The organism is Mycobacterium sp. 1245852.3 (assembly GCF_001669335.1).
Classification (GTDB): Bacteria; Actinomycetota; Actinomycetes; order Mycobacteriales; family Mycobacteriaceae; genus Mycobacterium; species Mycobacterium europaeum_A.
Genome location: NZ_LZLL01000174.1, coordinates 1 through 24,543, shown reverse-complemented (window position 1 = coordinate 24,543; position 24,543 = coordinate 1). Strand labels below are relative to the sequence as shown.

25 protein-coding genes and 2 pseudogenes are annotated in these 24,543 nt (G+C 67.5%); 15 read left to right on the top strand and 12 right to left on the bottom strand.

Annotated features, from left to right (window positions below):
* Positions 1–129: 129 nt before the first annotated feature.
* A complete protein-coding gene (locus tag A9W96_RS07650) occupies positions 130–552 on the top strand; it encodes an ATP-binding protein (protein ID WP_197499440.1) in 423 nt (140 codons plus the stop codon).
* Between the two features lie 21 nt (positions 553–573).
* Here A9W96_RS07650 and A9W96_RS07645 read toward each other — a convergent pair.
* Positions 574–1,807 (bottom strand): annotated as a pseudogene (locus tag A9W96_RS07645) (cytochrome P450).
* A 214-nt stretch (positions 1,808–2,021) separates the two neighbouring features.
* Between A9W96_RS07645 and A9W96_RS07640 the strand changes: the two are divergent.
* Positions 2,022–2,849 carry a formate/nitrite transporter family protein gene (locus tag A9W96_RS07640; RefSeq protein ID WP_067138741.1) on the top strand — a complete coding sequence of 276 codons (828 nt, stop codon included), beginning with the start codon at positions 2,022–2,024 and terminating at the stop codon, positions 2,847–2,849.
* A gap of 35 nt (positions 2,850–2,884) precedes the next feature.
* On the opposite strand, the gene A9W96_RS07635 is transcribed toward A9W96_RS07640, so the two are convergent.
* The gene (locus A9W96_RS07635; RefSeq protein WP_066861203.1) at positions 2,885–4,243 is read right to left on the bottom strand and encodes a wax ester/triacylglycerol synthase family O-acyltransferase; all 1,359 of its coding nucleotides are present in this window, start codon (positions 4,241–4,243) and stop codon (positions 2,885–2,887) included.
* A 162-nt stretch (positions 4,244–4,405) separates the two neighbouring features.
* On the opposite strand from A9W96_RS07635, the gene A9W96_RS07630 reads away from it, so the two are divergent.
* Positions 4,406–5,392: a methylenetetrahydrofolate reductase gene (locus A9W96_RS07630; protein WP_066861281.1), complete on the top strand. Its 987-nt coding sequence runs from the start codon at positions 4,406–4,408 to the stop codon at positions 5,390–5,392.
* The gene (locus tag A9W96_RS07625; protein ID WP_066861206.1) at positions 5,389–6,144 is read left to right on the top strand and encodes a class I SAM-dependent methyltransferase; all 756 of its coding nucleotides are present in this window, start codon (positions 5,389–5,391) and stop codon (positions 6,142–6,144) included. The genes A9W96_RS07630 and A9W96_RS07625 overlap by 4 nt, the downstream gene beginning before the upstream one ends.
* A 52-nt stretch (positions 6,145–6,196) precedes the next feature.
* Here A9W96_RS07625 and phoU read toward each other — a convergent pair whose 3' ends face one another.
* The 3 genes from phoU to A9W96_RS07610 form a co-directional block, all read right to left on the bottom strand.
* Entirely contained in the window at positions 6,197–6,832 is a 636-nt protein-coding gene (phoU, locus tag A9W96_RS07620) for a phosphate signaling complex protein PhoU (protein ID WP_067022517.1), read from the bottom strand.
* A gap of 73 nt (positions 6,833–6,905) precedes the next feature.
* On the bottom strand, positions 6,906–8,237 hold the full coding sequence (locus A9W96_RS07615) for an MFS transporter (RefSeq protein ID WP_067138739.1): 1,332 nt from the start codon (positions 8,235–8,237) through the stop codon (positions 6,906–6,908).
* A gap of 283 nt (positions 8,238–8,520) precedes the next feature.
* On the bottom strand, positions 8,521–9,096 hold the full coding sequence (locus tag A9W96_RS07610; RefSeq protein WP_066861212.1) for a hemerythrin domain-containing protein: 576 nt from the start codon (positions 9,094–9,096) through the stop codon (positions 8,521–8,523).
* Positions 9,097–9,443: 347 nt separating this feature from the next.
* Here A9W96_RS07610 and A9W96_RS07605 point away from each other — a divergent pair, with 347 nt between their 5' ends.
* Positions 9,444–10,328, top strand: a complete 885-nt coding sequence (locus A9W96_RS07605) for a cyclopropane mycolic acid synthase family methyltransferase (RefSeq protein WP_066861215.1) — start codon at positions 9,444–9,446, stop codon at positions 10,326–10,328.
* Positions 10,329–10,343: 15 nt separating this feature from the next.
* On the opposite strand, the gene A9W96_RS07600 is transcribed toward A9W96_RS07605, so the two are convergent.
* Complete coding sequence (locus A9W96_RS07600; protein WP_067138737.1) at positions 10,344–11,798, bottom strand: MFS transporter; 1,455 nt, start codon at positions 11,796–11,798, stop codon at positions 10,344–10,346.
* A 140-nt stretch (positions 11,799–11,938) separates the two neighbouring features.
* Here A9W96_RS07600 and A9W96_RS07595 point away from each other — a divergent pair, with 140 nt between their 5' ends.
* The 5 genes from A9W96_RS07595 (at position 11,939) to A9W96_RS07575 (ending at position 15,499) form a co-directional block, all read left to right on the top strand.
* Positions 11,939–12,703, top strand: coding sequence for a GntR family transcriptional regulator (locus A9W96_RS07595; protein ID WP_067022427.1), 765 nt, complete (start codon positions 11,939–11,941; stop codon positions 12,701–12,703).
* Entirely contained in the window at positions 12,700–13,407 is a 708-nt protein-coding gene (locus tag A9W96_RS07590; RefSeq protein WP_066861224.1) for a phosphonatase-like hydrolase, read from the top strand. Before A9W96_RS07595 ends, A9W96_RS07590 begins: the two co-directional genes overlap by 4 nt.
* A gap of 8 nt (positions 13,408–13,415) precedes the next feature.
* Positions 13,416–14,462: a zinc-binding dehydrogenase gene (locus tag A9W96_RS07585; RefSeq protein WP_067022515.1), complete on the top strand. Its 1,047-nt coding sequence runs from the start codon at positions 13,416–13,418 to the stop codon at positions 14,460–14,462.
* Between the two features lie 120 nt (positions 14,463–14,582).
* Positions 14,583–15,098, top strand: coding sequence for a hypothetical protein (locus A9W96_RS07580; RefSeq protein ID WP_231999626.1), 516 nt, complete (start codon positions 14,583–14,585; stop codon positions 15,096–15,098).
* Positions 15,099–15,145: 47 nt separating this feature from the next.
* Positions 15,146–15,499 (top strand): VOC family protein, encoded by a 354-nt coding sequence (locus tag A9W96_RS07575; RefSeq protein WP_066861230.1) that lies wholly within the window; start codon positions 15,146–15,148, stop codon positions 15,497–15,499.
* 31 nt (positions 15,500–15,530) lie between these two features.
* Here A9W96_RS07575 and A9W96_RS07570 read toward each other — a convergent pair whose 3' ends face one another.
* A complete protein-coding gene (locus tag A9W96_RS07570) occupies positions 15,531–15,797 on the bottom strand; it encodes a YdeI/OmpD-associated family protein (protein WP_066861233.1) in 267 nt (88 codons plus the stop codon).
* Entirely contained in the window at positions 15,794–16,687 is an 894-nt protein-coding gene (locus A9W96_RS07565) for a hypothetical protein (protein ID WP_067138735.1), read from the bottom strand. The genes A9W96_RS07570 and A9W96_RS07565 overlap by 4 nt, the downstream gene beginning before the upstream one ends.
* 81 nt (positions 16,688–16,768) lie before the next feature.
* Between A9W96_RS07565 and A9W96_RS07560 the strand changes: the two genes are divergently transcribed.
* Positions 16,769–17,488 (top strand): CoA pyrophosphatase, encoded by a 720-nt coding sequence (locus A9W96_RS07560; protein ID WP_067138734.1) that lies wholly within the window; start codon positions 16,769–16,771, stop codon positions 17,486–17,488.
* On the opposite strand, the gene A9W96_RS07555 is transcribed toward A9W96_RS07560, so the two are convergent.
* Complete coding sequence (locus tag A9W96_RS07555; RefSeq protein ID WP_066876512.1) at positions 17,489–18,559, bottom strand: LLM class flavin-dependent oxidoreductase; 1,071 nt, start codon at positions 18,557–18,559, stop codon at positions 17,489–17,491.
* Between the two features lie 234 nt (positions 18,560–18,793).
* Positions 18,794–19,549 carry a haloacid dehalogenase type II gene (locus A9W96_RS07550; RefSeq protein ID WP_067138733.1) on the bottom strand — a complete coding sequence of 252 codons (756 nt, stop codon included), beginning with the start codon at positions 19,547–19,549 and terminating at the stop codon, positions 18,794–18,796.
* A gap of 91 nt (positions 19,550–19,640) precedes the next feature.
* Here A9W96_RS07550 and A9W96_RS07545 point away from each other — a divergent pair, with 91 nt between their 5' ends.
* Positions 19,641–20,687: a ketopantoate reductase family protein gene (locus A9W96_RS07545; protein ID WP_067138732.1), complete on the top strand. Its 1,047-nt coding sequence runs from the start codon at positions 19,641–19,643 to the stop codon at positions 20,685–20,687.
* Between the two features lie 95 nt (positions 20,688–20,782).
* Positions 20,783–21,673 (top strand): SAM-dependent methyltransferase, encoded by an 891-nt coding sequence (locus tag A9W96_RS07540; protein ID WP_066876455.1) that lies wholly within the window; start codon positions 20,783–20,785, stop codon positions 21,671–21,673.
* 6 nt (positions 21,674–21,679) lie between these two features.
* On the opposite strand, the gene A9W96_RS07535 is transcribed toward A9W96_RS07540, so the two are convergent.
* Positions 21,680–22,246, bottom strand: a complete 567-nt coding sequence (locus A9W96_RS07535) for a PadR family transcriptional regulator (RefSeq protein ID WP_067022415.1) — start codon at positions 22,244–22,246, stop codon at positions 21,680–21,682.
* 123 nt (positions 22,247–22,369) lie between these two features.
* Between A9W96_RS07535 and A9W96_RS07530 the strand changes: the two genes are divergently transcribed.
* Positions 22,370–22,792, top strand: a complete 423-nt coding sequence (locus A9W96_RS07530; RefSeq protein WP_067138731.1) for a nuclear transport factor 2 family protein — start codon at positions 22,370–22,372, stop codon at positions 22,790–22,792.
* Positions 22,793–22,802: 10 nt separating this feature from the next.
* Entirely contained in the window at positions 22,803–23,840 is a 1,038-nt protein-coding gene (locus tag A9W96_RS07525) for an LLM class F420-dependent oxidoreductase (protein WP_066861294.1), read from the top strand.
* A gap of 23 nt (positions 23,841–23,863) precedes the next feature.
* Here the strand turns inward: A9W96_RS07525 and A9W96_RS07520 are convergent.
* Positions 23,864–24,543 (bottom strand): annotated as a pseudogene (locus tag A9W96_RS07520) (MFS transporter); the annotation flags it as partial.

The following is a 24,543-nucleotide window of genomic DNA, read 5'->3' as shown; positions in this document are numbered from 1 at the left end:
GCCGTGACCTGGTGATTCTGCGCGGCTATCGATCTGTGGCCGAAGCGATACTCGCAGAAGGTTATTGCTCCAACTGCAACTGGGTATGCGGCTTTCATGAGTCCACTACTGCCGGAGACAGCCACGCCGGTGCGGCTGACGCTCGCCGGCACAGCCCGCCCCGACACGGTGGCGGCGTGGCGCCGTGCGCTGCAACGGTGGCTGGCGCAAGAGGTGCGCGCGCCGGAGGCAATCCGCGAGGACGTCGTCCTCGGAGTCAACGAAGCGCTGGCGAATTGCGTTGAGCACGCTTATCGCTCGCATCAGCAGGTTGGCGTCATGAAACTCCAGGCCAGCTACGACCCGCAGGCCGAGTCGATCCGAGTCTGTGTCAGTGACCGAGGAAGCTGGCGCAAGCCCTCATCGAGGCAGTCGAACGATCCGCACGCCTCGCGCGGCATCATGCTGATGCACCGCCTGTCCGACCACTGCACCATCCGCGCCCGGCCCAACGGCACCAGCGTTTACCTGGATTACGCGACCGACGCGGAGCTCGCCGGCCAGCAGCGGTGAGGCCTCGGACCCAGTCCCTGATCAGGCGCCCGACCTTGCCGTGGGCGTGAATTCGACCGGCATGCGTTCCAGACCGCTGACGAAGTTGGCCGGCCGCAGCGGTAGCGGGTCCGCCGAGGCCAGCCGCATGTCCGGGAGGCGTTTCAGCAGCCGCTCGAGCATCATCGACAGTTCCAGGCGCGCCAGCTGATTGCCCAGGCAGAAGTGGGTGCCGAAGCCGAATGCCAGATGGTTGTTGGGGTACCGGTCTATCCGGAAGCTCTCCGGGTCGCCGAACACCGCCTCGTCGAAGTTCGCCGATTCGAACAGCAAGATGATCTTCTCGCCCTGATGGAGTTGCGTGCCGTGGAAGTCGACGTCCGCGGTCATGGTGCGGGCCATGTTCTTGACCGGGGCGGTCCAGCGCAGCATTTCCTCGATCGCGTTGGGTAGCAGGGCCGTTGGGTAGCAGGGCCACGTCGTCGACCAGTCGCCGGTGCTGTTGCGGGTGACGGAGTATCTGCGCGGTGCCGCCGGACAGCGTGTGCCGGGTGGTCTCGTCGCCGCCGATGAGCAGCAACAACACCTCGGTGACGATCTCATGGTCGGCCAGCTTCTGGCCGTCCACCTCCGCATGTACCAGCACGCTGACCAAGTCATCGGTGGGCTCGGCCTTGCGCGCCGCGATCATGCCCGTCATGTATTCGGTGTAGGCGGCGAATGCGTCCACCGAGACCTGAAAATCCTCTTGTGCGGTCGTGCTGCTGAGCAACGTCACCATGTCGTCGGACCAGCGAAGGAACATCTGGCGTTCCTCCGGAAGCACCCCGAGCATGTCGCCGATCACTGCCATGGGAAGGGGAGCCGCGAGGTCCCAGACGAAGTCGCACTCGCCCCGTTCACAGACGTTGTCGATCAGCGCGTCGCACAGCGCGCCGATCGAGTACTCCCTGTCCTTGACGCGTTTACGGGTGAAGCCGGCGTTGACCAGCTTGCGCCGCAGCAGGTGGGCGGGGTCGTCCATTGCGATCATCATGGGCGGTGCGTCCTGGTCCGGCCGGATACCGCCGGCGTTGGAGAACAACTCCGGTGCCCGCTCGGCGTCGATCACCGCCTGGTAGGTCGCCGCGGCCGCCAGGCCGTTGCGGTCCCGGAAGACCGGCTCGTTCTCGCGCATCCATCGGTAGACCGGTCGCGAGTCGCCCGCGTAGAAGGCGCCGTCGGTCAGATCGACGTCGGGCCGCAGCTGGCTGCGCGTATCAGTGGTGCTTGGCATGGTTCACCCTTCTCCCCGCCTGCGCTGACTTACCGTGGACCTTACAGTAGGCGCTGTGGTATTCCCCACAAAGGATTGTGGCCGCGGTTGCGCAAATCGGCGCCCGCCACGGCGCATGGCGCATGTGGGATAGCTAACGCGTCACGGCCGCAGGACGACCAGGGAAATGGGTATATGACCGTTTCTTCGGCCGTTCAACTGCGAGGACTTCATTATGGGCCAGAACATCCGACGACAGCTCGGCAAAACCGACAGTCCAATCGAGGACGAGCTCGAAGACGCCTTCAGCAGAATGCTGAGCGAGGGTACCCAGCGACTGCACCGGAGCTGGCGCGGTGTGCTGGTCACCGGGTTTTTCGGGGGCACCGAAGTGGCGCTCGGCGTGCTCGCCTATCTGTCGGTCCTGGACGCCACCCACCGCCCGCTGCTGGCCGGATTGGCGTTCTCCATCGGCTTTTTGGCGCTGCTGCTCGGTCGCAGCGAGCTGTTTACCGAGGGCTTCATCATCCCCGTCGTCACCGTGGCGGCCAAGCGCGCCGGCCTGACGCAACTGCTCAAACTATGGGCCGGGACGATGTTTGCCAACCTCGTCGGCGGTTGGGTGATCATGTGGCTGATCATGACCGGCTTTCCCGAGTTGCACTCTCAGACGGTCGAATCCGCGACCCACTTCGCCACCGCGCCGCTGTCGGCCCAGAGCTTCTGTCTGGCCGTGCTCGGCGGCATGGTGATCACGCTGATGACCCGGATGCAACACGGCACCGACTCGGTGCCCGCCAAGATCGCCGCGGCCGTGGTGGCGGCGTTCCTCCTCGCCGGGCTGCGGTTGTTCCACTCGATTCTGGATTCGCTGCTCATCTTCGGCGCGCTCATCACCGGCAAGGCGCCGTTCGGCTACCTCGATTGGCTGGGCTGGTTCGGCTACACCGTCGTCGGCAACCTGGTGGGCGGTCTCCTGTTCGTCACGCTGCTGCGATTGCTGCGCAGCAAGGACCGGCTGGAGGAAGAGCGCGCCGACGCCACCGACACCGTTGCCTCGTGAGCGGCGGCAGCGATTTGCCAGCGCCGCAACGTGTCTCAGACGCCCGCCACCAGCTCCAGATCCTTCAGGGACGCCTCGAGATGACCGAGCATTCGCTGCAGGTGCGGGACGCTGCGGCGGCATCCGACCAGACCGAAGTCGAGGTTGTCCGCGTTGTTGGTCACGGTGATGTTGACCGCCTGCCCGTCGAGCGGGATCGACAGCGGATAGTTTCCGTCCAATCGTGCTCCGCGCCAATACAATTGGTCTGAGTTGCCGGTCGACACGTTCGAGATGACGATGTTGAACGGCGGCGAGCCCGCGGAGAGATAACCGGGGATCAGCCCGAAGAACAAGCCGCCGATGTTGAAGGCGGACAGGGCCAATTGCTGAACCGGCGGCAGCTGCCAGAACACCTCCTTGGTGTCGCGGATGGAGGCGCTGATGATCTCCAGCCGCTTGGCCGGGTCGTCGAGATCCGTTGCGAGATTGCACAGGAACGTCCCGACGTTGTTGCCCCCGCGGTCGTCGTCGTCCTTGCGCAGATTCACCGGGACCATGGCGGTCAGCGGCGCGTCCGGCAGGGCGTTCTGATCGAGGAGGTAGGCGCGCAGGGCCCCGGCGCACATGGCGAGCACGACGTCGTTGACGGTGGTACCGGTGGCGGATTTGACGGCGTTGATGCGCTCGAACGAGTACGACTGTGCCGCTACCCGTCTGGCGCCGCCGATCCGGACGTTGAACATCGAGCGAGGCGCCCGGAACGGCAGGGTCAGTTGCTGTTCGAGTAGCGCGGCGCGCGCCAGCTTGAGTGTGGAGGGCGCCAGGGCGAGCGCCGACCCCGCGGTGCGGCCCACCCGGTCGAAGAGCGACGACTGTTCGCGTCGCCCGCTGCGCTTACGCGGACCCAGGCTCCACGGCACCCGCACCTCGTCGTCGTCGGGGTCGGGGGTGAAGGCGCGCTGCACCAGGCGTAGCGCCGAGACGCCGTCCATGAGGGAGTGGTGATACTTCGTGTAGACCGCATACCGCCCGTCCTGCAGGCCTTCCACCAGGTGCGCCTCCCACATCGGGCGATGCCGGTCGAGCAGGCTGCCGTGCAGCCGGGAAGCCAACTCGAGCAAGTCGCGGACTCGTCCCGGCTCGGGCAACGCGGACCGGCGAAGGTGGTAGTCGAGTTCGACGTCCTTGTCGAAGGACCACGCGACGTTGGTGATGCCGCCGAAGAAGGCCGGATGCTTACGGAACGACGGCTGCACGTCCGTGCACTGCAGCATCGCCTGATACGCCTCGCGCACGAAATGGGGATCGGCATCCTCCGGGGGCTCGAAGAGTTGCAGTGAGCCCACGTGCATCGGGTGTTCGCGTGACTCGCCGATGAGGAACAACGCGTCCATCGGTGATATCGGTTCCATAGGCGTTCCCATTCCGTCCGCTGTGCCGTCCATCCAGCACATGCCCCTTTCGTATTAGCCGCAGCGAACGATTGCTAATCGCGAATGACGTCCCGACATCGCGCGGTCGCCGGGACGCTTGTGGGCGCGATCGTTTGGGTATTGACGATCGAGGGGGTGCGGATGCCGGCGGATTCGGGTTGTCCGAAGCGGATGGAGTTCGGGCCGTGCGGCGGCGTGCGGCCGGACGGACAGTGCGAGATGCGCCCGGGTCCGTGCGTCTTCGACGACGTGGTGCCGTGGTCGGGTCATAGCCCGGCCCCCCGACCCGCGCGGACTCCGCGGGTGCTGACCGACTTCAGCGCCACCCCGTTCGATCCTGACGACATCGCGGCGACGGCGACGGTCCTGGCGCCCGGATGCGACGCCGTCCTCGTGGGCGAACACCAGAACAAACCCGACTTCCCGCCCACGTTGATGGCGTCGCTGTTGCTCGACGCCGGTGTGACGCCGTGGATCACGTTGTCCTGCCGGGACCGTAACCGCGTGGTGCTCGAGCAGGAGTTGAGAGGACTGCGCAGCATCGATGTCGAAACGGTGCTGTGCGTCACCGGCGATGGGCGCGGATATGACGTGCGCCCGGATGTTTCGCAGGCCTTCGACCTCGACGGGCCTCGCCTGGTTTCGCTGGCCGCTTCGGTCGGCATCGTCGCCGCGGTACCAGAAACGCCTACCGCCCCGCCCGTACAGCGCAGGCCCGCGCGGTTGGTCGAGAAGCAGCGAGCCGGAGCGAGTCTGGCGGTCCTCAACCACGTGCCCTTTCCCGACATGGTCGCCGATTTCATGAAGTCGGCACGGGCGGCCGGGTTGGCGATCCCGGTGATCGCGGCGGTAGCGGTATTCACCGACACCGTCTCGGCGGCGGTACTGGAAGGGCTGCCGGGACTCGAGCTCGATCCCACTGTGACGCAACGGGTTCTGGGCGCGTCGGATCCGGTGGAGGCCGGGATCGCGGCGGCGGTGGACGAGGCGCGAGCGCTGCTGTCGATCGAGGGCGTCGAGGGGGTGAACGTCTCGGGGCTGGCCTCGGCATCGGGACCTCGCATCGGTGCGGAGATCAAGGCAGAAGTGGGCCGGCGCATCCGGGAGCAGGGAGGAGGGGCGCCATGACGGACCCCATGGAGGCCGAGTTCGACGCCGTCGCCGAATGGACCGCGCAGGTGGCGGCCGAGCTCGGGCCGGACTACCACCTCCCTGCCGGCTGCCGGGGAAGCGGCAGCCCGGCGGCCCTCGACTGGCTCGTCGAACACATGAAACTGGCGCCCGAAGCCACACTGTTGGACGCCGGCGCCGGCGTCGGGGGCCCCGCGGCATACGCCGCTCGATCGACTGCGGTTCGGCCCGTTCTCGTGGAGCCGGAGACCGGCGCGTGCCGTGCGGCACAGAAACTCTTCGGCTTTCCGGTGGTGTGCGCGATGGGATCGGCCCTACCGATGAGGGACGCGAGTTTCACCGCCGCCTGGGCACTGGGCGTGCTGTGTACCACCCCCGATCAACTCGCGTTGCTCACCGAGCTGCGCCGCGTGGTACGGCCGGGTGGGCGCGTCGGGTTGCTCGTTTTCGTCGCGCATCGCGACATACCGCCAAATGCGCTGGAGGGCAACCACTTTCCGACACCCGATGCCTTGCGAGAGCTGCTGACCAGGGCCGCGCTCGACGTCGAGCGGCAACTCGGCACGCAGGACCTTCCGCCGATCGAGGACGCATGGAATGAGCGGGTCGACACCGTGGAGCGTGTCCTCGCCGACCGGCATGGGGATACGGAGACCTGGCAGTTGGCCGAACGTCAGAGTTCGACGATCGGTCGGTTGCTCGAGGATGGAACTTTGACCGGCGAGTTGTTGGTGCTGCGTCACGCTTGACCGCTGAGCCGCCTCGTTCGCGGCACGTTGTCACCGCGCCGAAGCGCATCGGCTAGCGCCCGGTGGCCTGAAAGATGACGCGCCGCGCGATCTGCACCGCATGGTCGGCGAAGCGTTCGTAGAAGCGGCCCAACAGGGTGGCGTCCACCGCGGCGGCGACGCCCTCCGTCCACGCGGGATCCTTCAGCACCGCCAGCAGGCGCCGGTGCAGGTCGTCCATCGTGTCGTCGTCGCGGCGAATCTGAGCTGCCCTGCGCGGATCCTGAGACACCAGCACCTCGCGCGCCCCCAGCGCCAGCGCTTCGGCCGCCTCGCCCATGGCGGCGATGTATGGCCGCACCTCGGCCGAGACGGCCGGATACGGGTGCCGGCGACGGGCGATCTCGGCGATGTGGACCGCGAGCTCGACCATCCGTCGCGCGTCCGCGGCGATCCGCAGGGCGCTGACCACCGCGCGCAGGTCGGTGGCCACCGGCGCCTGCAAGGCCAACAGCGCGAATGCGGTCTCCTCGACGTGCGCGTCCATCGCGAGGATGCTGCGATGGCGCGCGATGACGGATTCGGCCGTCGTCAGGTCGGCCTCCAGCAGCGCCTCGCTCGCCTGCTGGATCGCCTCAGCGGCCATCGCGCACATCTGGGCGAGCTGTTCGGTCAGCGTGCGCAGCCGCTGGTGGAAACCGGTCCTCATCTTCACCGGATAGCCCGCCACGGCCAAATAAACGCCCACGAGCAAAAACAGAAGAAACTGCGCGGGCCGTCCGCTACCTGACGTCCTCGGCGAGCTCGCGAGCCTCGCGCTCGGTTTCGACGGCAGGCCCGGAGCCGAGCAACGGCTTGCCGGCGACTTCCGGGGTGAACAGCAACGTGATGGCGCCCACCACGCCGCCGAAGATCAGCATGTAAGCCGGCACCATCACGTTGCCGGTGCCGGAGACCAGCGCTTGGGCGATCAGCGGCGTAACGCCGCCGACCAGTGAAATCGAGATGTTGTACGAGATGGCCAGTGCCCCGTAGCGCACGTTGGTGGGAAACAGTGCGGGCAACATGGCGGGGCCGGTGCTGTCGAAGCACAGCTCCATCAGGCCGATCAGCAGGACGCCGATGAAGATCACCGGGTACAGGCCGCCGAAGCGGATGAGCCAGAACGCCGGGATCGAGGCCACGATCAGCAGCCCGCAGCCGGTCCACATGATGGGTTTGACGCCGATGCGGTCAGACAAGCTGGCGACGAGCACCACGGTGACCATCAAGATCGCCAGCGTCGAGACGATCATCACCAGCCCGGCGGTGTGCCCGACGCGCACGAACAGCCGCAGATATGTCGGCAGATACCCGGTGAGCATGAAGTCGGCGACCTGGGAGGTCAGCACCAGCGCCGCGCAGATCAGCATCGGACGCCACTGGGCCGCGATCGTCCGCCGAATCTGCTGGCCGCCTTGGTCGTTCGCCGAGGGCGCATCGTCGTGCGCGCTCTGGTAGGCGGAGGACTCCTTGAGCCGGAGCCGCAAGAACAGGGCGACCAGGCCGAAGGGCAGGCCCAGCAGCAGCGGAATCCGCCAGCCGTACGCCAGCATGTCGTCGTCCGGCAGCCAGGTCTGCAGCCCCGTCACCAGCAACCCGGCGAGGACGAAGCCGACCAGGTTGCCCATCGGCAAGAACCCGACCATCATGCCGCGTTTGTGGTCGGGGGCCTGTTCGACCAGGTAGGTCATCGCGCCGACGTACTCACCGCCGGTGGACAGGCCCTGAAATATTCGGGCGATGACGAGCAGGATCGGCGCCCAGATCCCGATGGTGCTGTAGGTGGGCAGCAGCCCGGTCATGGTCGTGCTGATCGTCATCATCAGGATGGTCACCACCAGCACCCGGTGCCGGCCGATGCGGTCGCCCAGCGGACCGAAGATGAAGCCGCCGAGCGGCCGCACCACGAAGGCCGCCGCCAGCGTGCCGAAGGTGGCGATCAGGTGGACGCCGCTGACGCTCTTGCCGGGGTAGAACACCTGCGCGATCGTGGTCGCGATATAGCCGTAGACGCCGAAGTCGTACCACTCCATGAAGTTGCCGATCGCGGTGCCCATGATGGTCTGCCGCATCGCCGGATCGGCGACCCTGATGTCTTTACGTGCCCATTTCCTCCGGCGGCGTCGAGTACCCATCGACTGATGGCTTACCCGAAACATTCCCGGGACGAACCAGCGGGGTCGGGTAATCGCGCGTGTCGGCGGGCTGGCGCGACGGTCCGGCGAACGCATGCGCGGGCGCGGTCGCGTCCGGCAAATGCCAGCTAGACCCGCCTCGCGAGCGGCGACGACGGTGCGACGGCAACGCCGGCGCCGGATTGGTTATTCGCGTCACGTCCCGGCGGTCGCGGACGCCTCACTGGCCTTTGAGGCTCCCGATGCGCAGCGAGAAGTCGGTGGGTTTGGTCTGGGACGTCTCCTCGAACTGCTCGACGTAGCGACGCGGGTCGCGATCCTCGATCGGCAGCCCCTCGGTGGTGGGGTGCTCGGCCATGAACTCGCTGTACTGGCGCCCGAGCGCATCGCGAAGCCCGATGGGGGCGTTGCGGCGAAAATCCGACAGCCCTTCTCGTTCCTCTTCACCCATGTGATCGTCGTTGGCCACCCGGGTTCGCCCGACCGCCGCCCACCACTGGTCACTGCCGAGCGGGGCGGCGTTGGCCTCGCGCACGCCGTCGCGGATGTCGTTGTGATCACCGATCGCGTCGAGGGTCTCGCCTTCGGCGTCCTCGCCCCCGCGTTTGAGCAACTGCGGGTAGAAGATCTTTTCTTCGATGTAGGCGTGCACGTCCAGCTTGTCGGCGAGCGGACGCCATACCCGCTTGAGCGCCGCCCGGTCGTCGGGACTGTGCGCCTGCAGGTCGTCCAGCAGCGCGAACTGCTCGCGGAACCACTCATGGTCGGCAAGGATCAACATGGTGATGTCAGCCATCGGAGAGTTCCGCCTCTCTGAACACCGGTCAGCCCGGGGCTTACCCGGTTCATCAGCTGAGATAACAACCCGGCGCGGGATCCGTCAACCGCGTCCAGCCAGCCGGATCGTACGCCTTCGTCGAGTTCACCTGCCCCGCAGCTCGATACCAATTTGACGCCCGCGTCAGTCATCCGGTGACGTCGCGGTGCGGGCAACAGCGTCGGCCCCCGTCCGCAGGCTCGGCGCCTTGAACAGCAACTCGCCGGGCAGGCGCGGACATCCGGGCGGATACACTGGGGCGTCAGTCAGGCGATCTGCTTCGATCGCACCCGGTAAAACAATAAGAACCAGTCAGAGGTTGTGCCTTGTCCGAAAAACCCGGCGATGCCGTCAGCTTGGAACCGCACTTCGAGGACGTACAAGCGCACTACGACCTGTCCGACGAATTCTTCGCGCTCTTCCTGGACCCGACGCGGACCTATAGCTGCGCCTATTTCGAGCGCGAGGACATGTCGCTGGAAGAGGCGCAGTACGCGAAGGTCGACCTCTCGCTCGGCAAGCTCGGCCTGCAGCCCGGCATGACGCTGCTCGACATCGGGTGCGGGTGGGGCACCACGATCGTCCGGGCGCTCGAGCGTTACGACGTCAACGTGGTCGGCCTGACGCTGAGCCGCAACCAGCAGGCGCACGTGCAGCGCCGTCTGGACAGCCACCCCTCGACGCGGTCCAAGCGGGTGCTGCTGCAGGGCTGGGAGCAGTTCGACGAGAAGGTCGACCGCATCGTGTCGATCGGCGCATTCGAACACTTCGGCCGGGACCGGTACCCCGACTTCTTCAAGATGGCCTATGAGGCGCTGCCGGCCGATGGGGTGATGATGCTGCACACCATCATCAAGCCCAGCGACGAGGAATTCGCCGAGCGCGGGCTGCCCATCACCATGACCAAGATCCGGTTCATGAAATTCATCATGGACGAGATCTTCCCGGGCGGTGACCTGCCCCAGGCCAAGGGCGTCGTCGAGCACGCCGAGCGCGCCGGCTTCAGCCTCGACCGTTACCAGCCGCTGCGCCTGCACTACGCCCGCACGCTCGACACCTGGTCGGCCGCCCTGGAGGCGCGCAGGGACGAGGCCATCGCGATCCAGTCCGAAGAGGTCTACGACCGGTACATGAAGTACCTGACCGGATGCGCGGACCTGTTCCGCGAGGGCTACACCGACGTAGCGCAGTTCACCCTCACCAAGAGCTGACTTCGCACCTGACCATCAGGCCGAAAGCCGTTCCGGCGCAGGGGTTTCGGTTGTCACGCCGGTTCGTGCGCCGCGGCGGCGAAGGCCATCGCTGACGTCGTCGAGCGCCAGTCCCGCGGGTTCGCGTACCAAGACGGTGGTGGCGATACCCGCCGCGTAGCAGCAAAACCCCAACAGGGTCACCGCTCGTAACCCGGCTCCGCTGAGCAGGAGCGGCACGAACAGCGCACCCAGGAACGCCCCGACCTTCGCGATGGCGGAGGAAAGGCCGTGGAACGTGCTGCGCACCGCGGTGGGATAGGACTCCGCGGCGAGAAGCATGGTGGTGTAGTTGGGTCCGAAGGCGACCCCGAACAACGACATGCCGAACACGATCGCGAACGGCACTACCGAGGCGCTGATGATCGGGAAGGCCGTTATCAGCAGCATTGCCAGCGCGCAGATGCCAAACCCGAGCCCTTGCAACTTGCGTCGTGGCACCCGGTCGAGCACCAGCAGGCCCGCGATCGCGCCGCCGAGGCCGAAACAGATGACGAGCACCGCGTTCAGGGCGATGTTGGACAGCACACTGCCGTGGGGCGTGATGTGCTTGATGAGCAGTGGTTGGCTGACGTAGCTGCCATAGACGGCGACGTTGAAGAAGAACCAGCTACCCGCGGTGCCCAACAGGACCGTGAGGAGCTTGCGGTTGGACAGTCCGATCTTGGCGGCGGGCGTCGCGCCGACGGCAGGTGAGGCGAATGTCGCGCGCGATTGAGCAAACGCCGCAAAGTCTTTCAGCGCCTGCTGCTCGTCGCCACGCTCGGCCGTCCAGCGCGGTGACTCGGGCATGTGGCGACGCTGATACAGCACCAGCAGGGACGGGATGACGCCGATCCCCAGTATCAGTCGCCAGGCGATGTGGTCGGGCACGCCGATGGCCAGCACGAGCAGGCTGACAAGATATGCCGCGACTTGGCCGAACACGTAGAAGATGAAGGTCAGGCCGACCAGCTGACCGCGGTTTCGCCGATTGGCGTATTCGGCCATGATGACGCCGCTGGCGGGATAGTCGCCCCCGATGCCGATTCCGAGTATCAGCCGCGCGACGAGCAGGATGGTGAAGTTGGGAGCGAACGCGGAGAGCAGCGCCCCGATGATCATCAGGACCGCTTCCAAGCCGTAGACGCGGCGGCGGCCGAGCATGTCGCCGAGGCGACCGAAGGCTATGGCGCCCAACGCGACTGCGAGCAGTGTCGAACTCGTCAGCATCGAAATCTGCCCGCCGGTGAGGTGGAACTGCGGGGTGGCCAGCAGGGTGACCGTGCCGATCACGTTGAGATCGTATGAGTCCGTGAAGAATCCGGCTCCCGCGGTCGCCGCGGCCTTGAAGTGGAATATGTCGAGCTTCGCGTCGTCGATCGACTTGGCGACGCCGGCATGGGCCGATGCGGAGGGCATGGCGTCGCGCCGCGGTCCGGGACTTGTCATGATAAGTACCGTCCACCACACGCTAGACGCAAGTCAACGACGTACCGCCATTTATGTTGATGTTCAATGATTAGTAACCTCAAGGATATTCAGTGGCCAGCGGGTCGAGCGCCGTTCCGGCGACATGTATAGTCAAGTACATGGCAATGGCGCTGCACGAGATGATCGCCGACAGCCTGCGGGAGCAGATCCGGGTCGGAGACCTGCCCGTGGGTTCCGAGCTTCCGTCGGAATCCCAACTCTGTGACCGCTGGAAAGCGTCACGCGGACCTGTCCGCCAGGCGCTGGCCGCCTTGCGTGCCGAGGGCGTCATCGCCGGCGGCCGCGGGAAACGGCCCGTCGTCTGTACGGCGTCGGTCGGCCAGCCGTTCGACACGCTGCTGTCCTATTCCGCGTGGGCCCATTCGATTGGGCGCACGCCCGGACAGCGCACGCTCGAATTGGCTTGGCGCCGAGCCGACGAACACGCGGCCTCGGTACTGCATCTCGACGAGGGAGCCCCGGTCGTGCAGATGTTGCGGTTGCGCTACCTCGACGGCGAGCCCGCGATGCTGGAACGAGCGACCTTCGTCGAGCACGTCGGTCGCCGGTTGTTCGACTTCGATTGCGACTCGGGGTCGCTGTGGGCCTACCTGCTGTCGCAGGGAGTGCGGTTCTCGACCGCCTCGCACGTCATCGACGCGGTCGCGGCCGACCGGATCGATGCGACGTATCTCGCTGTGGCGCAGGGCGATCCGCTACTGCGGCAGCAACGGAGTACCCGGGGCGCCGATGGTGAGGTCATCGAGTACCACGACGACCGCTATCTGCCGGGCATGGTCAGTTTCACGCTGGAGAACACCTTGGACGCGCGCTGCGCCCTGAGCCGAAACGCCAGGCCGGGAACGGAGGTCGACGCCCGATGACCACCCGGGTCGAACTGGCCGTGTTGGACATGGCCGGCACCACCATCGACGAGGGCCAGCAGGTCTACCGGGTCCTCGCCGAAACGGCGAACGCCTACGGAGCGTCGCCGTCCGAGGCCGACATCGCACGCTGGCACGGGGCGGCAAAGCACGAGGCGCTGCGGGCGCTGCTCACCCCATCAGGTGGCGCCCCGCCGAACGCGGACCTGCTGGACGCCGTCGTCGCTGACTTCCGTGCCCGGCTGACGTCCGCCTACGCGGCCTCTCCGCCGCGCCCGCTGCCCGGCATCACCGACGCGATGGCCGCGCTGCGATCCGAAGGTATCCGGATCGCTCTCACCACCGGGTTCGACCGTGACATCGTCGATTCGTTGTTAGCCGCTCTGGGCTGGGAAGGCGAGTCGACCGTGGACGCGGTCGTGTGTGGCAGTGACGTCGCGGCCGGACGCCCAGCGCCCTTCATGATCTTTCGGGCCATGGAGAAGCTCGGTGTCACCGACGTGTCCCGGGTACTCGTCGCCGGCGACACCCCGCGCGACCTACAAGCCGGAACCAACTCGGGTGCGGCGCTTGTCGTCGGCGTCCTGTCGGGGGCCGACGACGCCGTCGAGCTCGGCAGGTATCGACACACCCATCTGCTCGCGTCCGTGGCCGACCTGCCCGCGCTCCTCGAGGCCAGCAACCTGGCGGCCGGCCCCTCGTGACGCAGCCGATGCCGGTCGCGCACACGCTGGCGGCCGTGTGGCGTGGCGGTCCCGACGTCTCGGTGGAATCGGTGCCCGTTCCGCCGTTGCGGCCGGGCGATGTGTTGGTGCGAGTCCGGCTCGCCACGGTGTGCGGCAGCGACAGGCACACCGTGGGTGGGCGGCGCCGCCAGCCGTGCCCGTCGATCCTGGGTCACGAGGCCGTCGGTGAGATCGTGGCGCTGGGCGGCGGCCGGCCCGCGGCCGTAGACGGCCGGGCTTTGCGCGTTGGTCAACGCGTCATCTGGTGCGTGACGCTGCCCTGCGGCACCTGCGACCGGTGTCGCGCGGGCGTCACGGCGAAGTGCCGCGTCGTGCGCAAGGCCGGCCATGAGGCACTGGACTCCGAATGGGGACTGTCCGGCGGCTACGCCCAACACGTTTTCCTTCCCCGCGGTTTGCCCATCGCGGTGGTCGACGACGACCTCATCGACGCGGTCGCCGCACCGGCGGCCTGTGCGACGGCCACGGTCATGTCCGTGATCGAACGCGCGGGAGACCTGAACGGGCGACGGGTGCTCGTGCTCGGCGCCGGCATGCTCGGTCTGACCGCGGTCGCCGCGGCCGGAATCGGTGGCGCCGCGGCGGTGACCGCCGTCGATCCGGACGTGGTCAGAAGGCAACTGGCGCGCAGATTCGGCGCCGGCGATGCGCGAGGTTCGGCATCCGGAGCCGGCACGTGCGACGTGTTGCTGGACTTGGCCGGCTTGCCGGCAGCGCTGGAAGGCGGGTTGGCCGCTCTCGACGTCCAAGGGATAGCCGTGCTGGCGGGTTCGGTCGCGCCGAACGCGCCCGTGGCGGTGGACGCCGAATCGGTGGTGCGCCGCCAACTGTCCATCCTGGGTGTGCACAACTACGAACCGCGGCACCTGACCGCGGCGCTGAGCTTCTTGCAGCGCACGCGCGAGCGTTTCCCGTGGCCCGAATTGGTCGCCGGCCCGGGGTCGCTTGCCGAGGTCGGCGCGTTGTTGACCGCACCCGCGGGACCTGCGCCGCGGTATGCGATAGCCCCGTAACAGCGCCGGTGGCAGCACAGCCGGGTTTACCGCACCACAGCCGCGGGTAATTTCCCCGGCAACAACCTGATTCGGTGGGCGCCGATGTCCTTTGGTGCAACGCCGCTGGAAGGACTGACCGTGAGCGCCAAACACCGCATGCCGGAGCCGCCGGAGCAAAACCCGACGCCGACCGATCGTGGTCGGCGACGCGGGCTTTCCGGCGCCGCGACGATGTGCGAAATCGTCTCCACTTCGCTGTTGGGCGCCGCGTGCCTGATGGCGCTGGTGCTCAACGCAGGCCACCCCGAGAAGCGCGCCGTTGCCGCGAATCTCGAGCCGCCGGCCGTCTCGCAGCCGGTGAGCCAGGAAGGAACCGTGGTGGCCGTGTCGGCGGACTCGGTGACCATGCGCGGCGCCGACGGGCACGTGCAGACGTATGGCTTCACCCCGAACACCACCGTCGTCAATCACGGTAACCGCCAACCCATCACGGCCGCACCGCGTTTCACGGTGAACGACAAAGTCGTTGTGGTCGGGACAATCGAGGGCGGCAAGGCCCTGGCCACCGCCGTGGCCTACCGCGGTGCAGGGCATGGCGAGGCCCCGCCGATGGATTACGGTGACGGCCAAGCGCTTCCGTCCGGCGCCGCCTGAGCACACCGCGGCGCTAGTCTGGTGGCGACCCGGACATAGGAGGCGCCGTGAGCGGGCACGAAGCGAAGATGATCATCTTGTCGACTGACGACCTCGACGAGTCGATCCGGTTCTACAGCGAAACCCTTGGCATGCCGCTGAAGTTTCGCGACGGCGCGCACTTCGCGGCCCTCGACGCGGGCCCGGTCACGCTGGCGCTGGCGACCGCGGTGGACCATCCCATCCCCGGGCAGGTCGTGGTCGGCATCAAGACCGCGGACGTCGACGCCGCGGCCAAGGCCGTCGAGGCCAGCGGTGGCGGCATCGTGCACGGCCCCTACGACGATGCCCACGAACGACGGGCCGTGGTCTATGACAACAAGGGCAACGGCCTGGTCTTCTACAAACCACTGACCAAGTAGCCGCGCTTTTGCCGAGAGTGCCTCTGCGGCACTACTTTCCGGTGCGTTCGCGGTGCTTGCAGCCCGGCCAGCAGCACGGCCGGCGCTTGCCCTCCTCCAGCTCCTCCTGGGTCCGGCGGATGCGGCGCTCCCGAGTTGCCTGCTGCTTGGCATCCTCGACCCAACAGATGAACTCGTTTCGGGCCAACGGCGTGATGTCGCGCCAGGCGCCAAGCGCGGTGGCGTTGCCGATCAACGCGTCGCGCAGATCCGCGGGCAATTTGTGCACCACCCCGCCGGGCACCCGCTGGCCGCTCATCGATCCGCCAAATGCGCGCTGTCATCGTGTAATTCGTCGCGGCGCAACGTCATCGGGGTGAGGGCGGGAACGTCGCCGCCCGCGACCACGGCGCGGGTGATCGGGGTGAGCGCTGAGAACAGCGTCTCCACCTCGTCGTCGCTGAGCGGGTCGAGCGCGGACAGGGCCAGCGTGTCGGTCATCAATTCGATGTGGTCCTTCAGTTGACGCCCGGCCGGGGTCAGCGCTCCGCCGTCGTCGAGCAGCCCCCGCTCGGCGAGTCGTTGCTCGTGGTGACGCCAGGATGCCTCGTCGTAGTCACGGGTGCGGGCAAGGTAGTCGCGAGACACGTTGCCGGCCGCGGCATGTAGGACGTTCGATTCGCGCCCGGAGATGCCGGCCGCGGCGAGCACGGCCACGTGGGCGTCGCCGCGGTGCTCGCGCAACAGCGTGGTGGCGTGCCACAGCGCGGACAACGGATCGTCCGGCCAGAGCAATGCCAGATTCGCCGCGAACAGGGGACGCCCATCCAGGGGCGCGTGGCGGGCCGCCTTGCCCGCCAGTTCGGCTGCGACGCGGACGTTTTCGTCGATGCTGAGTCCGTAGCGGCGTAACGCCGCCACCGCGGATTCCTGCCTGGCCTGCAACGCGGCCTGCGGGCCCGCGATCTCCCACGCCGCCGGCAGTGCCTTGGCGACCCGTTCGGGGGCGAAATTGTAGAAGATCGCCGTGACCAACTCCCGGGTCGCGGCGCCCAGCGGGGCAGAGCGGGCCGCGAAATAGCCCATCCAAAAACCCCGATAACCGAGCGCGTCCAACGCCGCCCGCGCTTCGGGCGCGAAATACGTCACCGCGTGCACCGGTTCGTAGCGATCGAAGAAGCGTCGGGCCAGCACCGGTTGTCTTCGCATGCTCGCAGTTAACCACTGGCGCCGGCCCCGACCAAGCACGGATCTGCGCGGCGTGAAAACGCCTCAGCCTAGGCTCGAGGCGTGACCATCCCCTACGACCGGCCCCTGCGCGAGCGGATCCGGAACAATCTGGCCGGCCATAGCCGCCGCGCGGTGACCGACCCGACGAAGCGGCACGCGGCCGTCGCGGTGGTGCTCGTCGACTCCGAGGTGGGGGAGGACCGGGTGGACCCGGTGGCGGTGGACGATTGGAATGCCGCTCGCCCGTTGCCCGCGGCCCACCTGGACGGCCGCATGGTCGATGTCTCCGGCGGCGCCGCTTTTCTGCTGTGCCGCAGGGCCTCTCGTCTCAGCACGCACGCGGCACAGTGGGCTCTGCCCGGCGGCCGCCTCGACCCTGGCGAGACCGTGGTCGACGCGGCGCTGCGCGAACTGCGCGAGGAGGTCGGCGTCGAGCTGTCCGATTCGACGGTCCTGGGCCTGCTCGACGACTACCCCACCCGATCCGGATACGTGATCACGCCGGTGGTGCTCTGGGGAGGCGGGCGGCTCGAGCTACATCCCGCGCCCGACGAGGTGGTGGCGGTCTACCGGGTGGGGTTGCACCAACTGCAGCGCGACGACTCGCCGCGGTTCATCACCATCCCGGAGAGCCCACGGCCGGTCGTGCAGATCCCGCTGGGCAACGACCTCATCCACGCACCGACGGGCGCCGTGCTGCTGCAGCTGCGGTGGCTGGGCCTGGAGGGGCGCGGTGATCCGGTCGACGGGTTGGAACAACCGGTGTTTGCGTGGAAGTAGTTACAGCGCAACCTCTTCGAGAGGCGCCTGGGCGATGAGCGGCCGGCTCGGGATGCTCTCGCGGAGAACGGGGGCCACTTCGGACTGGAACAGCTCGAGGCTGCGGCGCTGTTGGTCGCGCGTCACCCCGTCGGCATCTGCGGACAGATGCATCACCTCGTGCCCGAGTTCCCGGTGGTAGCGCCCGACCTTGTCAATCACCTGCGCGGGACTGCCCACCAACGCCGAGCTTCGCTCGACGAAGTCTTCGATCGACTCGAACACCACGGGAAGGCCGGTGCGGCGCGCGAACGCCAGACGCGCCTCGAACATCGGCCGGTAGGTCGCCACGGCGTCCTGTGAGTTCCGGGTGATGTAGAACCCGGCCGTTCCCGCGCCGACGAGGGCGTCCTCGGGCCGGTGGCCGTAGAACTCCCACCGCTGCCGGTAGTGACGAACCAGCTCGGCGTACGGCTCGATGGGATTGCTGACATTGGCGGAGAAGATCGGATCGCCGTGGCGCGCCGCGAGATCGACGGAATCCTTACTCGTCGCGCTGCCGTGCCAGATCCGGATGCGGCGCTGCAACGGGCGGGGAAGTGCCTTGGCGTTGACGAGTGGCGGACGGAACCGCCCCGACCACGTCACGTTCTCACTGTCCCACAGCAGGCGAAACAGCTCGTAGCCTTCGCGATTGCGGTCCCACTGATCCTCGGGGGTCACGTGGAACAGTTCGGCCTGCGCCGCTCCGTTGCCCTTTCCGATGATCAGTTCGAGCCGCCCACCGGACAGATTGTCCAGCGTCGAGTAATCCTCGAAGGCGCGCACCGGATCCAGCAGGCTCAGCGTGGTAACCCCGGTGAACAAGGCGATCTTCGAGGTGCGCGCCGCGATGTTGCTGAGCACCACCGGTGGGGAGGACGAGATGAACGGGTCTTCGTGACGCTCACCGACAGCGAAGCCGTCGAACCCGAGTTCCTCGGCGAGCACGGCTTTGTCGAGGACATCACGCAGCCGATCGGCCGGGCTCGACTTCGACCCGGAGACCAGGTCCGGCACATGGGTGATGAGTGTGATCAGCAGAAATCTCACGTCCAACCCTCTCGGCATCCTCGGCGCCCAACCGCGATCGACTCGGCCGACGACCGGCCGCACCGGCGCGTGGGCGTCGCCACCCCGAGGTAAACGCCGTCGCCGAGCCTCCCATTCCCTATCGCAGCGGCGGCCCGCTACGCCGCCCCGCGCCTGCGTCCGCTACGGCCTCGGGTGTGATGCGGTAGCGGCCGCATCGGCGCAGTCGGATCGAAACCATGCGGCGGCGCCGCATTATCGTGGATCCGGCGCACCGAACAGCGAGCCGGCCAATTCGCCCAGCGACGTGCCCGAGACGTCCCACGCGCCGGTGGACTCGACCGGTGATTCCCGCCCCGGGCCGTATTCGTCGGGCCGCGCGACGTAACCGGTCGCCAGGCCGGCGTTTTGGGCGGCGTCTAAGTCGGAGGGGTGCGCCGCGATGAGCATCACCTCACCCGGTTCCAGGCCAAGGAAACGTGCGGGAGTGTGGTAGGCGCGCGGGTCGGGCTTGTAGGCCTTTTCGACATCGGAACCCAGCACCATGTCCCACGGCAGGCCGGCGTACTTGGCCATCTCGACCAGCAGCCCGGTGTTGCCGTTGGACAGCGGCCCGACGATCACGTGTCGCTTCATGGCCGCGATGCCGTCGACGCTGTCCGGCCACGGCGGCAGCCAGCGCCACGAGCGGGCGAGTGCGTCGACCTCGTCGCCGGGCAGCGCGCCGACAGCGACGCCGAACTGCTCGAGCGATGCGAGGAGGTTCTCTCGATGCAGGATATCCAGTGACACGAATTCCCGGCGGCCCGAACGAATTTCGGCCATCGAGGGCAGGTATCGGCTCCGCCAGTCGATTGCGAACGCGTCCGGGTCGAGGCTGACGTCGTGGCGTCGGGCGAATTGTCGTACCGTGGCGGCGATTCCGGATCGCCAATCGACGACTGTTCCGAAGGTATCGAAGAAAACGGCGCGTACGGCCCGGCCGGTCGAGGGCGAGCGGTATTCGGTCATTCCTCAGGCTAGCGCCGCGGCCGGCGGCGCAGCCGGGCACCGGCACGTAATCTCGCCGTGGAGGATGGCGACTTCAGGAGGGGGCGGGGCGATGGCGGAGCGGGACGATCGCCGATACGTGATCATCGGTGCCGGAGCCATCGGCGGCACGCTGGGCGGATTGCTGGCGAGGGCAGAAACTTCCACCGTCTTGGTTGCCCGCGGCCGGCATGCCGAGGTGCTGGCGGCCGATGGCTTGACGCTGCGGACGCCGGACGGCGCGTGGCGCACACCGGTCACCGTCGCGTCGCGGCCCGACCAGGTGCAACTGACCAAGCGCGACGTGCTGGTCTTCACGACGAAAACCCAGCAACTCGACGCGGCCTTGCAGGAGTGGGTCGACCGCCCGGTGCGCGGAACGCGGGGCACCGCAGGCGAATTGCTGCCGGCGATGACCGCGCTCAACGGTGTTGCCGCCGAGGAGAAGGCGCTGCGCTACTTTGCTCGCGTGTTCGGCGTCTGCGTGTGGTTGCCTGCCGTGCACGTCGAACCCGGGGAAGTGATCGTGCGGTCGTGGCCGGTGGCCGGCCAGTTTCACATCGCACGGTGGCCCGCGGGAGCGGGCGAGGCGGCCGATGCCGACCTGCTGACGAGCCTCGCCGAGGCCTGGAGCGAGGCGGGCATCCGCACCCGAATCACACCCGACGTCGCCCCGTGGAAGTACAACAAGTTGCTGAGCAACCTCGGAAACGGGGTGGGGGCGCTGACCGCCGGCGCGACCGACGCCGGCGAGATACTCGACGCGCTGCGGGCCGAGGGTGAAAATGTCTTGCGCTCTGCGGGAATCGAATTCGTGCGGTTCGAAACGTCGCGGGCGGTACGAGCGGACGGTCCGGTCATCCGCCCCGTCCCCGGATGGGACGGTGGGCCGAGCAACTCGACCTGGCAGTCGTTCAGCCGTAACACCGGCAACGTCGAGACGGATTTCTTCAACGGCGAGATCGCCCGGATCGCGCACCGGCACGGCACCAGGGCCCCGCTGAATGCCGCCGTAGCCCGCGCGGTGCGCATGGCGGTGCGCGATGGCGCGGGTCCGGGGTGCTACTGCGTCTCGCAGTTGAGCGAACTGCTCGGGGCAGCGGCGGGCGCCTCGTCGTAGGACCGATCGGGGCACTCAACCGGTCGGCGTACGATATCGTTAGTTGTGCGAACGAATCGTGCCGCGCCTGGTTGATGAGTTGATGGGAGGCTGTTGTGGCCCGAAGTGCCGGCGATACCTGGGACATCGTGACGAGTGTCGGCTTCACCGCGTTGGCCGTGTGCGCGGCGCGTGCCCTCGACGCCGGGCTGCGGCCGCCGTTGGCGAACGACGACTTCGCCGCCGGCTTCGTGGCCGCCGCCGGTGAGCCGAACCTTATTGCGGCAGTGGACAAGACGGACATGACCAGCGCGGCGGCCTTCAATGCGCAGTGGGTGGGGGTGCGCACGCGATTCTTCGACGAGTTTGTCGCCGAGGCCAGTCGGTCCGGCACCCGCCAGGCCGTCATACTGGCCGCCGGGTTGGATTCTCGCGCCTACCGGCTGCAGTGGCCCGCCGGCCATACGGTGTACGAAGTCGATCAGCCGCGGGTGCTCGAATTCAAACAGCGGGTCCTCGACCAGCGGGGGGCCGTCCCGTCGACGCGGCGCGTCACCGTCGCCACCGATCTGCGTGACGATTGGGCGGGTGAGCTGATTGCGGCCGGCTTCGACCCCGGCCAACCGACGGCGTGGGCGCTCGAGGGGTTGCTGCCCTATCTGCCCGGGGCCGCGCAGGACGCGCTCTTCGACAAGCTGCACGAGTTGTCGGCCGCCGGTAGCCACCTAGCCGCCGAGCTCGGGCCGGCCCCCGGCGAAGTGCAGGAATTCGCCGACAACGTACCCACCATCAGCCAGGACACCGACCACCCGCCGGTCGCCGAGCTGTGGTACGACGATCCGCGCACCGACACCAAAGCGTTTCTTGCCCAACATCATTGGCGGGTCACCGGCGTGGACCTGGTCGACAAGGCCGCCACCGAATACGGACGGCCCTTCCAGGATCTGCCGGTAGTGTTCGATCGGTTGCTGCGCACCAAGTTCTTCACCGCGGTCCGCGAACGCTGAGCCGCATCACCGGCGAGTGGCCGGCACGCGGCGGTCGAGAATGCTCAGCGCGCGTTCGGCCCACCGAATGTTCTCCTGTTCGAACGAGATTCCCCGGCTCAGCGTCAAATAGGGGCCAATTCGTTCGGTTCGGGCCAGGTATTCCTCTTCGCTGTGGCCGTCCAGCATGCGCGCCCGCAAACGTTCGTAACGTTGCACTTTGGCGCTCGCCCAGTGCAGCCGGTCGCGGATGAACTCGCGGACGGCCTCGATGTCGCCGGCGTCGGCGGCTTGAACCTTGACCAGTAGCTCGTCACGGATCACCGAAGGTTTCGGCGCCTTGGTCGTGAACTGGCGGATCGCGTCCCGGCCGGCTTCGGTCAGGGAGAACATGCGCTTGTTGGGCCGGCGTTCTTGCTGCACGAGCCGGGCCTGGATGAGCCCTTGCTCAGCGAGCCGGTCAAGTTCGCGATACAGCTGCTGCGGGGTCGCCGGCCAGAAGTTTGCGACGGAAGCATCGAAGTCTTTGGCCAGGTCGTATCCGGACGATTCGCCCTCGAGAAGGGCGGCCAACACCGCGTCACGCAGCGACATCGGTCGATGCTACAACGACACGATTACTCAACAAAGTGACTAATCGCACTCTGGACATCGCGCGGCGGGCGCCCTAGCGTCGATCCCGCACGTACTCAACTAGTTGACTATGCGAGGTCGCTCATGCACCCGTTCCGCAAAGCCGTCGAAGAGCGCGACGAGGAGGCCATCCGGGCGATGCTCGCCGACACCGTGGTCTTCACCAGCCCGGTGGCGTTCAAGCCCTACGTCGGCAAGCCGATCACCGCCGCCATCCTGCGCGGGGTGTTGCGGATCTTCGAGGACTTCCGCTACGTCCGCGAGATTCACGACCCCGGCGGGCGCGACCACGCTTTCGTGTTCGAGACCGGCATAGCCGGGGCTCCCGGGGTGAAGATCACCGGATGCGACTTCCTGCACTTCGACGACGACGGACGCATCGACGACTTCATGGTGATGGTGCGCCCGCTGTCGGGCGCGACGGCCTTGTCCGAGGCGATGGGCGCCCAATTCGGTCACATCCAGCAGGAGGCGCTGGAATTGGCCAATCAATCCGGCACCGCGTAGAAGTATGACCATGCGGATTGGACTGAGCATCAACTATGCGGGCGGATTCAAGGACGTCGCCGCCGAGGTGGCCGACCTGGAACGCGCCGGGCTGGACATTGTCTTTGTGCCCGAGGCATATTCGTTCGATGCGGTGAGCGCGCTGGGTTACCTGGCCGCCAGCACCGAACGGGTCGGGCTGGCCTCGGGCATCCTGCAGCTCTACACCCGAACCCCGACCCTCACCGCGATGACCGCCGCCGGCCTGGACTACGTCTCCGACGGGCGTTTCACCCTGGGCCTGGGCGCTTCCGGTCCGCAGGTCATCGAGGGATTTCACGGTGTTCCCTACGACGCCCCGATCGGCCGGACTCGCGAAGTCATCGAGATCTGCCGGCAGGTGTGGCGACGCGAGACCGTGCAACACCAGGGCAAGCACTACACGATCCCGCTGCCCGCCGACCAGGGCACCGGCCTCGGCAAACCGCTCAAGCTGATCAATTCCCCTGTCCGGGAGCGTATTCCGATACTGGTGGCCGCGCTGGGACCCAAGAACGTCGAACTGGCCGCCGAGATCGCCGAGGGCTGGCAACCGATCTTCTATCTGCCCGAAAAGGCGCAGGACGTGTGGGGGGACTCCCTGGCCGCCGGCCGGGCCAAGCGCGACCCCGAGCTTGGTGACCTCGACATCTACGCCGGTCCCGTCCTGGCCATCGGCGAAAACGTCGAGCCGCTAAGGGAATTCGTCAAACCGCACCTGGCCCTCTACATCGGCGGGATGGGAGCCAAGGGCAAGAACTTCTATCACGCCCTGGCCACCAAATACGGCTACGGCGCGCAGGCCGACCGGATCCAGGAGCTTTACCTGGCCGGCGACAAGGACGGCGCCGCCAAGGTGGTGCCCGACGATCTGGTGCGCGACGTCAACCTGATCGGCACCCGCGAATTCGTCAAGGAGCGGCTGGCGGCGTTCCGTGAGGCGGGGGTCACCACCCTCAACGTGGCGCCCATCGCGTCGACCACGGCGGAGCGGATCAAGCTGATCGAGACGCTGCGCCAACTGGTTTGATCGCCGGCGCGGGCCGCGAGGAATCAGTCCTGGCGGTGGCTGTCTCGGCGTAACCGCACCGCCCGGGCGACCGCCGTTACGGTGGCCAGCACGGCCATCACGGACAGGATCACCACCGAAACCGCCGAGCCGACGGTGGCCAGGATCAGCGGCAGGGCAAAGCCGACGTACGTGACGACGTAGAACACTCCGGTCAGAGCCCCGCGCAGGCGTGGCGGCGCGGCGGCCTCGAGGTCGATCAGGCCTTCACGCAGGCACAGGCCCGAGGCGCAGCCGAGAACCACAAACAGCGGGAGACCCAACGCCGGGGTCAGCGCCGGGGGCGCCAGTGCGGCTACCGCGTAGCCGAGCGCCGCCAGCACCGCACCGACGGTGCCAGACTGCGGACCCCACCGAAGCGCGCGGACCAGAACCTGTACGACGCCGCTGACACCGTTGACGATCAGGGTGGCCGTGCCGGCCGCCAGGGGAGCCGCGAGCGCGGTGTGCAGCCGGGTGGGGATGGTGACGAAACCCAGTGTCGCCGAGGCGTACACCCATGGCGCCAGCGGTATGGCCCAGCTCAGGGCCCGGCTGACTCCCCGCGCGGCCGGGGCGGCCGGGGCCACCCGCCCCGAGTCGTACCCGGCGGCCGGGCGAGCCACCTCGGCGCGGCGGGCCGCACCGATGACGGCGCACGTTGCCAGCACCACGATGGCCGCGG

Bases quoted from the DNA above. Each gene is read 5' to 3' on its own strand.
- A9W96_RS07570 (WP_066861233.1), bottom strand. From the start codon at position 15,797: ATGAGCGGCCAGCGGGTGCCCGGCGGGGTGGTGCACAAATTGCCCGCG.
- A9W96_RS07590 (WP_066861224.1), top strand. From the start codon at position 12,700: ATGACCACCCGGGTCGAACTGGCCGTGTTGGACATGGCCGGCACCACC.
- A9W96_RS07530 (WP_067138731.1), top strand. From the start codon at position 22,370: ATGCACCCGTTCCGCAAAGCCGTCGAAGAGCGCGACGAGGAGGCCATC.
- A9W96_RS07625 (WP_066861206.1), top strand. From the start codon at position 5,389: ATGACGGACCCCATGGAGGCCGAGTTCGACGCCGTCGCCGAATGGACC.
- A9W96_RS07630 (WP_066861281.1), top strand. From the start codon at position 4,406: ATGCCGGCGGATTCGGGTTGTCCGAAGCGGATGGAGTTCGGGCCGTGC.
- A9W96_RS07615 (WP_067138739.1), bottom strand. From the start codon at position 8,237: ATGCGGCAGACCATCATGGGCACCGCGATCGGCAACTTCATGGAGTGG.
- A9W96_RS07525 (WP_066861294.1), top strand. From the start codon at position 22,803: ATGCGGATTGGACTGAGCATCAACTATGCGGGCGGATTCAAGGACGTC.
- A9W96_RS07635 (WP_066861203.1), bottom strand. From the start codon at position 4,243: ATGGAACCGATATCACCGATGGACGCGTTGTTCCTCATCGGCGAGTCA.
- phoU (WP_067022517.1), bottom strand. From the start codon at position 6,832: ATGAGGACCGGTTTCCACCAGCGGCTGCGCACGCTGACCGAACAGCTC.
- A9W96_RS07565 (WP_067138735.1), bottom strand. From the start codon at position 16,687: ATGCGAAGACAACCGGTGCTGGCCCGACGCTTCTTCGATCGCTACGAA.
- A9W96_RS07595 (WP_067022427.1), top strand. From the start codon at position 11,939: ATGGCAATGGCGCTGCACGAGATGATCGCCGACAGCCTGCGGGAGCAG.
- A9W96_RS07535 (WP_067022415.1), bottom strand. From the start codon at position 22,246: ATGTCGCTGCGTGACGCGGTGTTGGCCGCCCTTCTCGAGGGCGAATCG.
- A9W96_RS07550 (WP_067138733.1), bottom strand. From the start codon at position 19,549: ATGACCGAATACCGCTCGCCCTCGACCGGCCGGGCCGTACGCGCCGTT.
- A9W96_RS07600 (WP_067138737.1), bottom strand. From the start codon at position 11,798: ATGACAAGTCCCGGACCGCGGCGCGACGCCATGCCCTCCGCATCGGCC.
- A9W96_RS07545 (WP_067138732.1), top strand. From the start codon at position 19,641: ATGGCGGAGCGGGACGATCGCCGATACGTGATCATCGGTGCCGGAGCC.
- A9W96_RS07585 (WP_067022515.1), top strand. From the start codon at position 13,416: ATGCCGGTCGCGCACACGCTGGCGGCCGTGTGGCGTGGCGGTCCCGAC.
- A9W96_RS07610 (WP_066861212.1), bottom strand. From the start codon at position 9,096: ATGGCTGACATCACCATGTTGATCCTTGCCGACCATGAGTGGTTCCGC.
- A9W96_RS07640 (WP_067138741.1), top strand. From the start codon at position 2,022: ATGGGCCAGAACATCCGACGACAGCTCGGCAAAACCGACAGTCCAATC.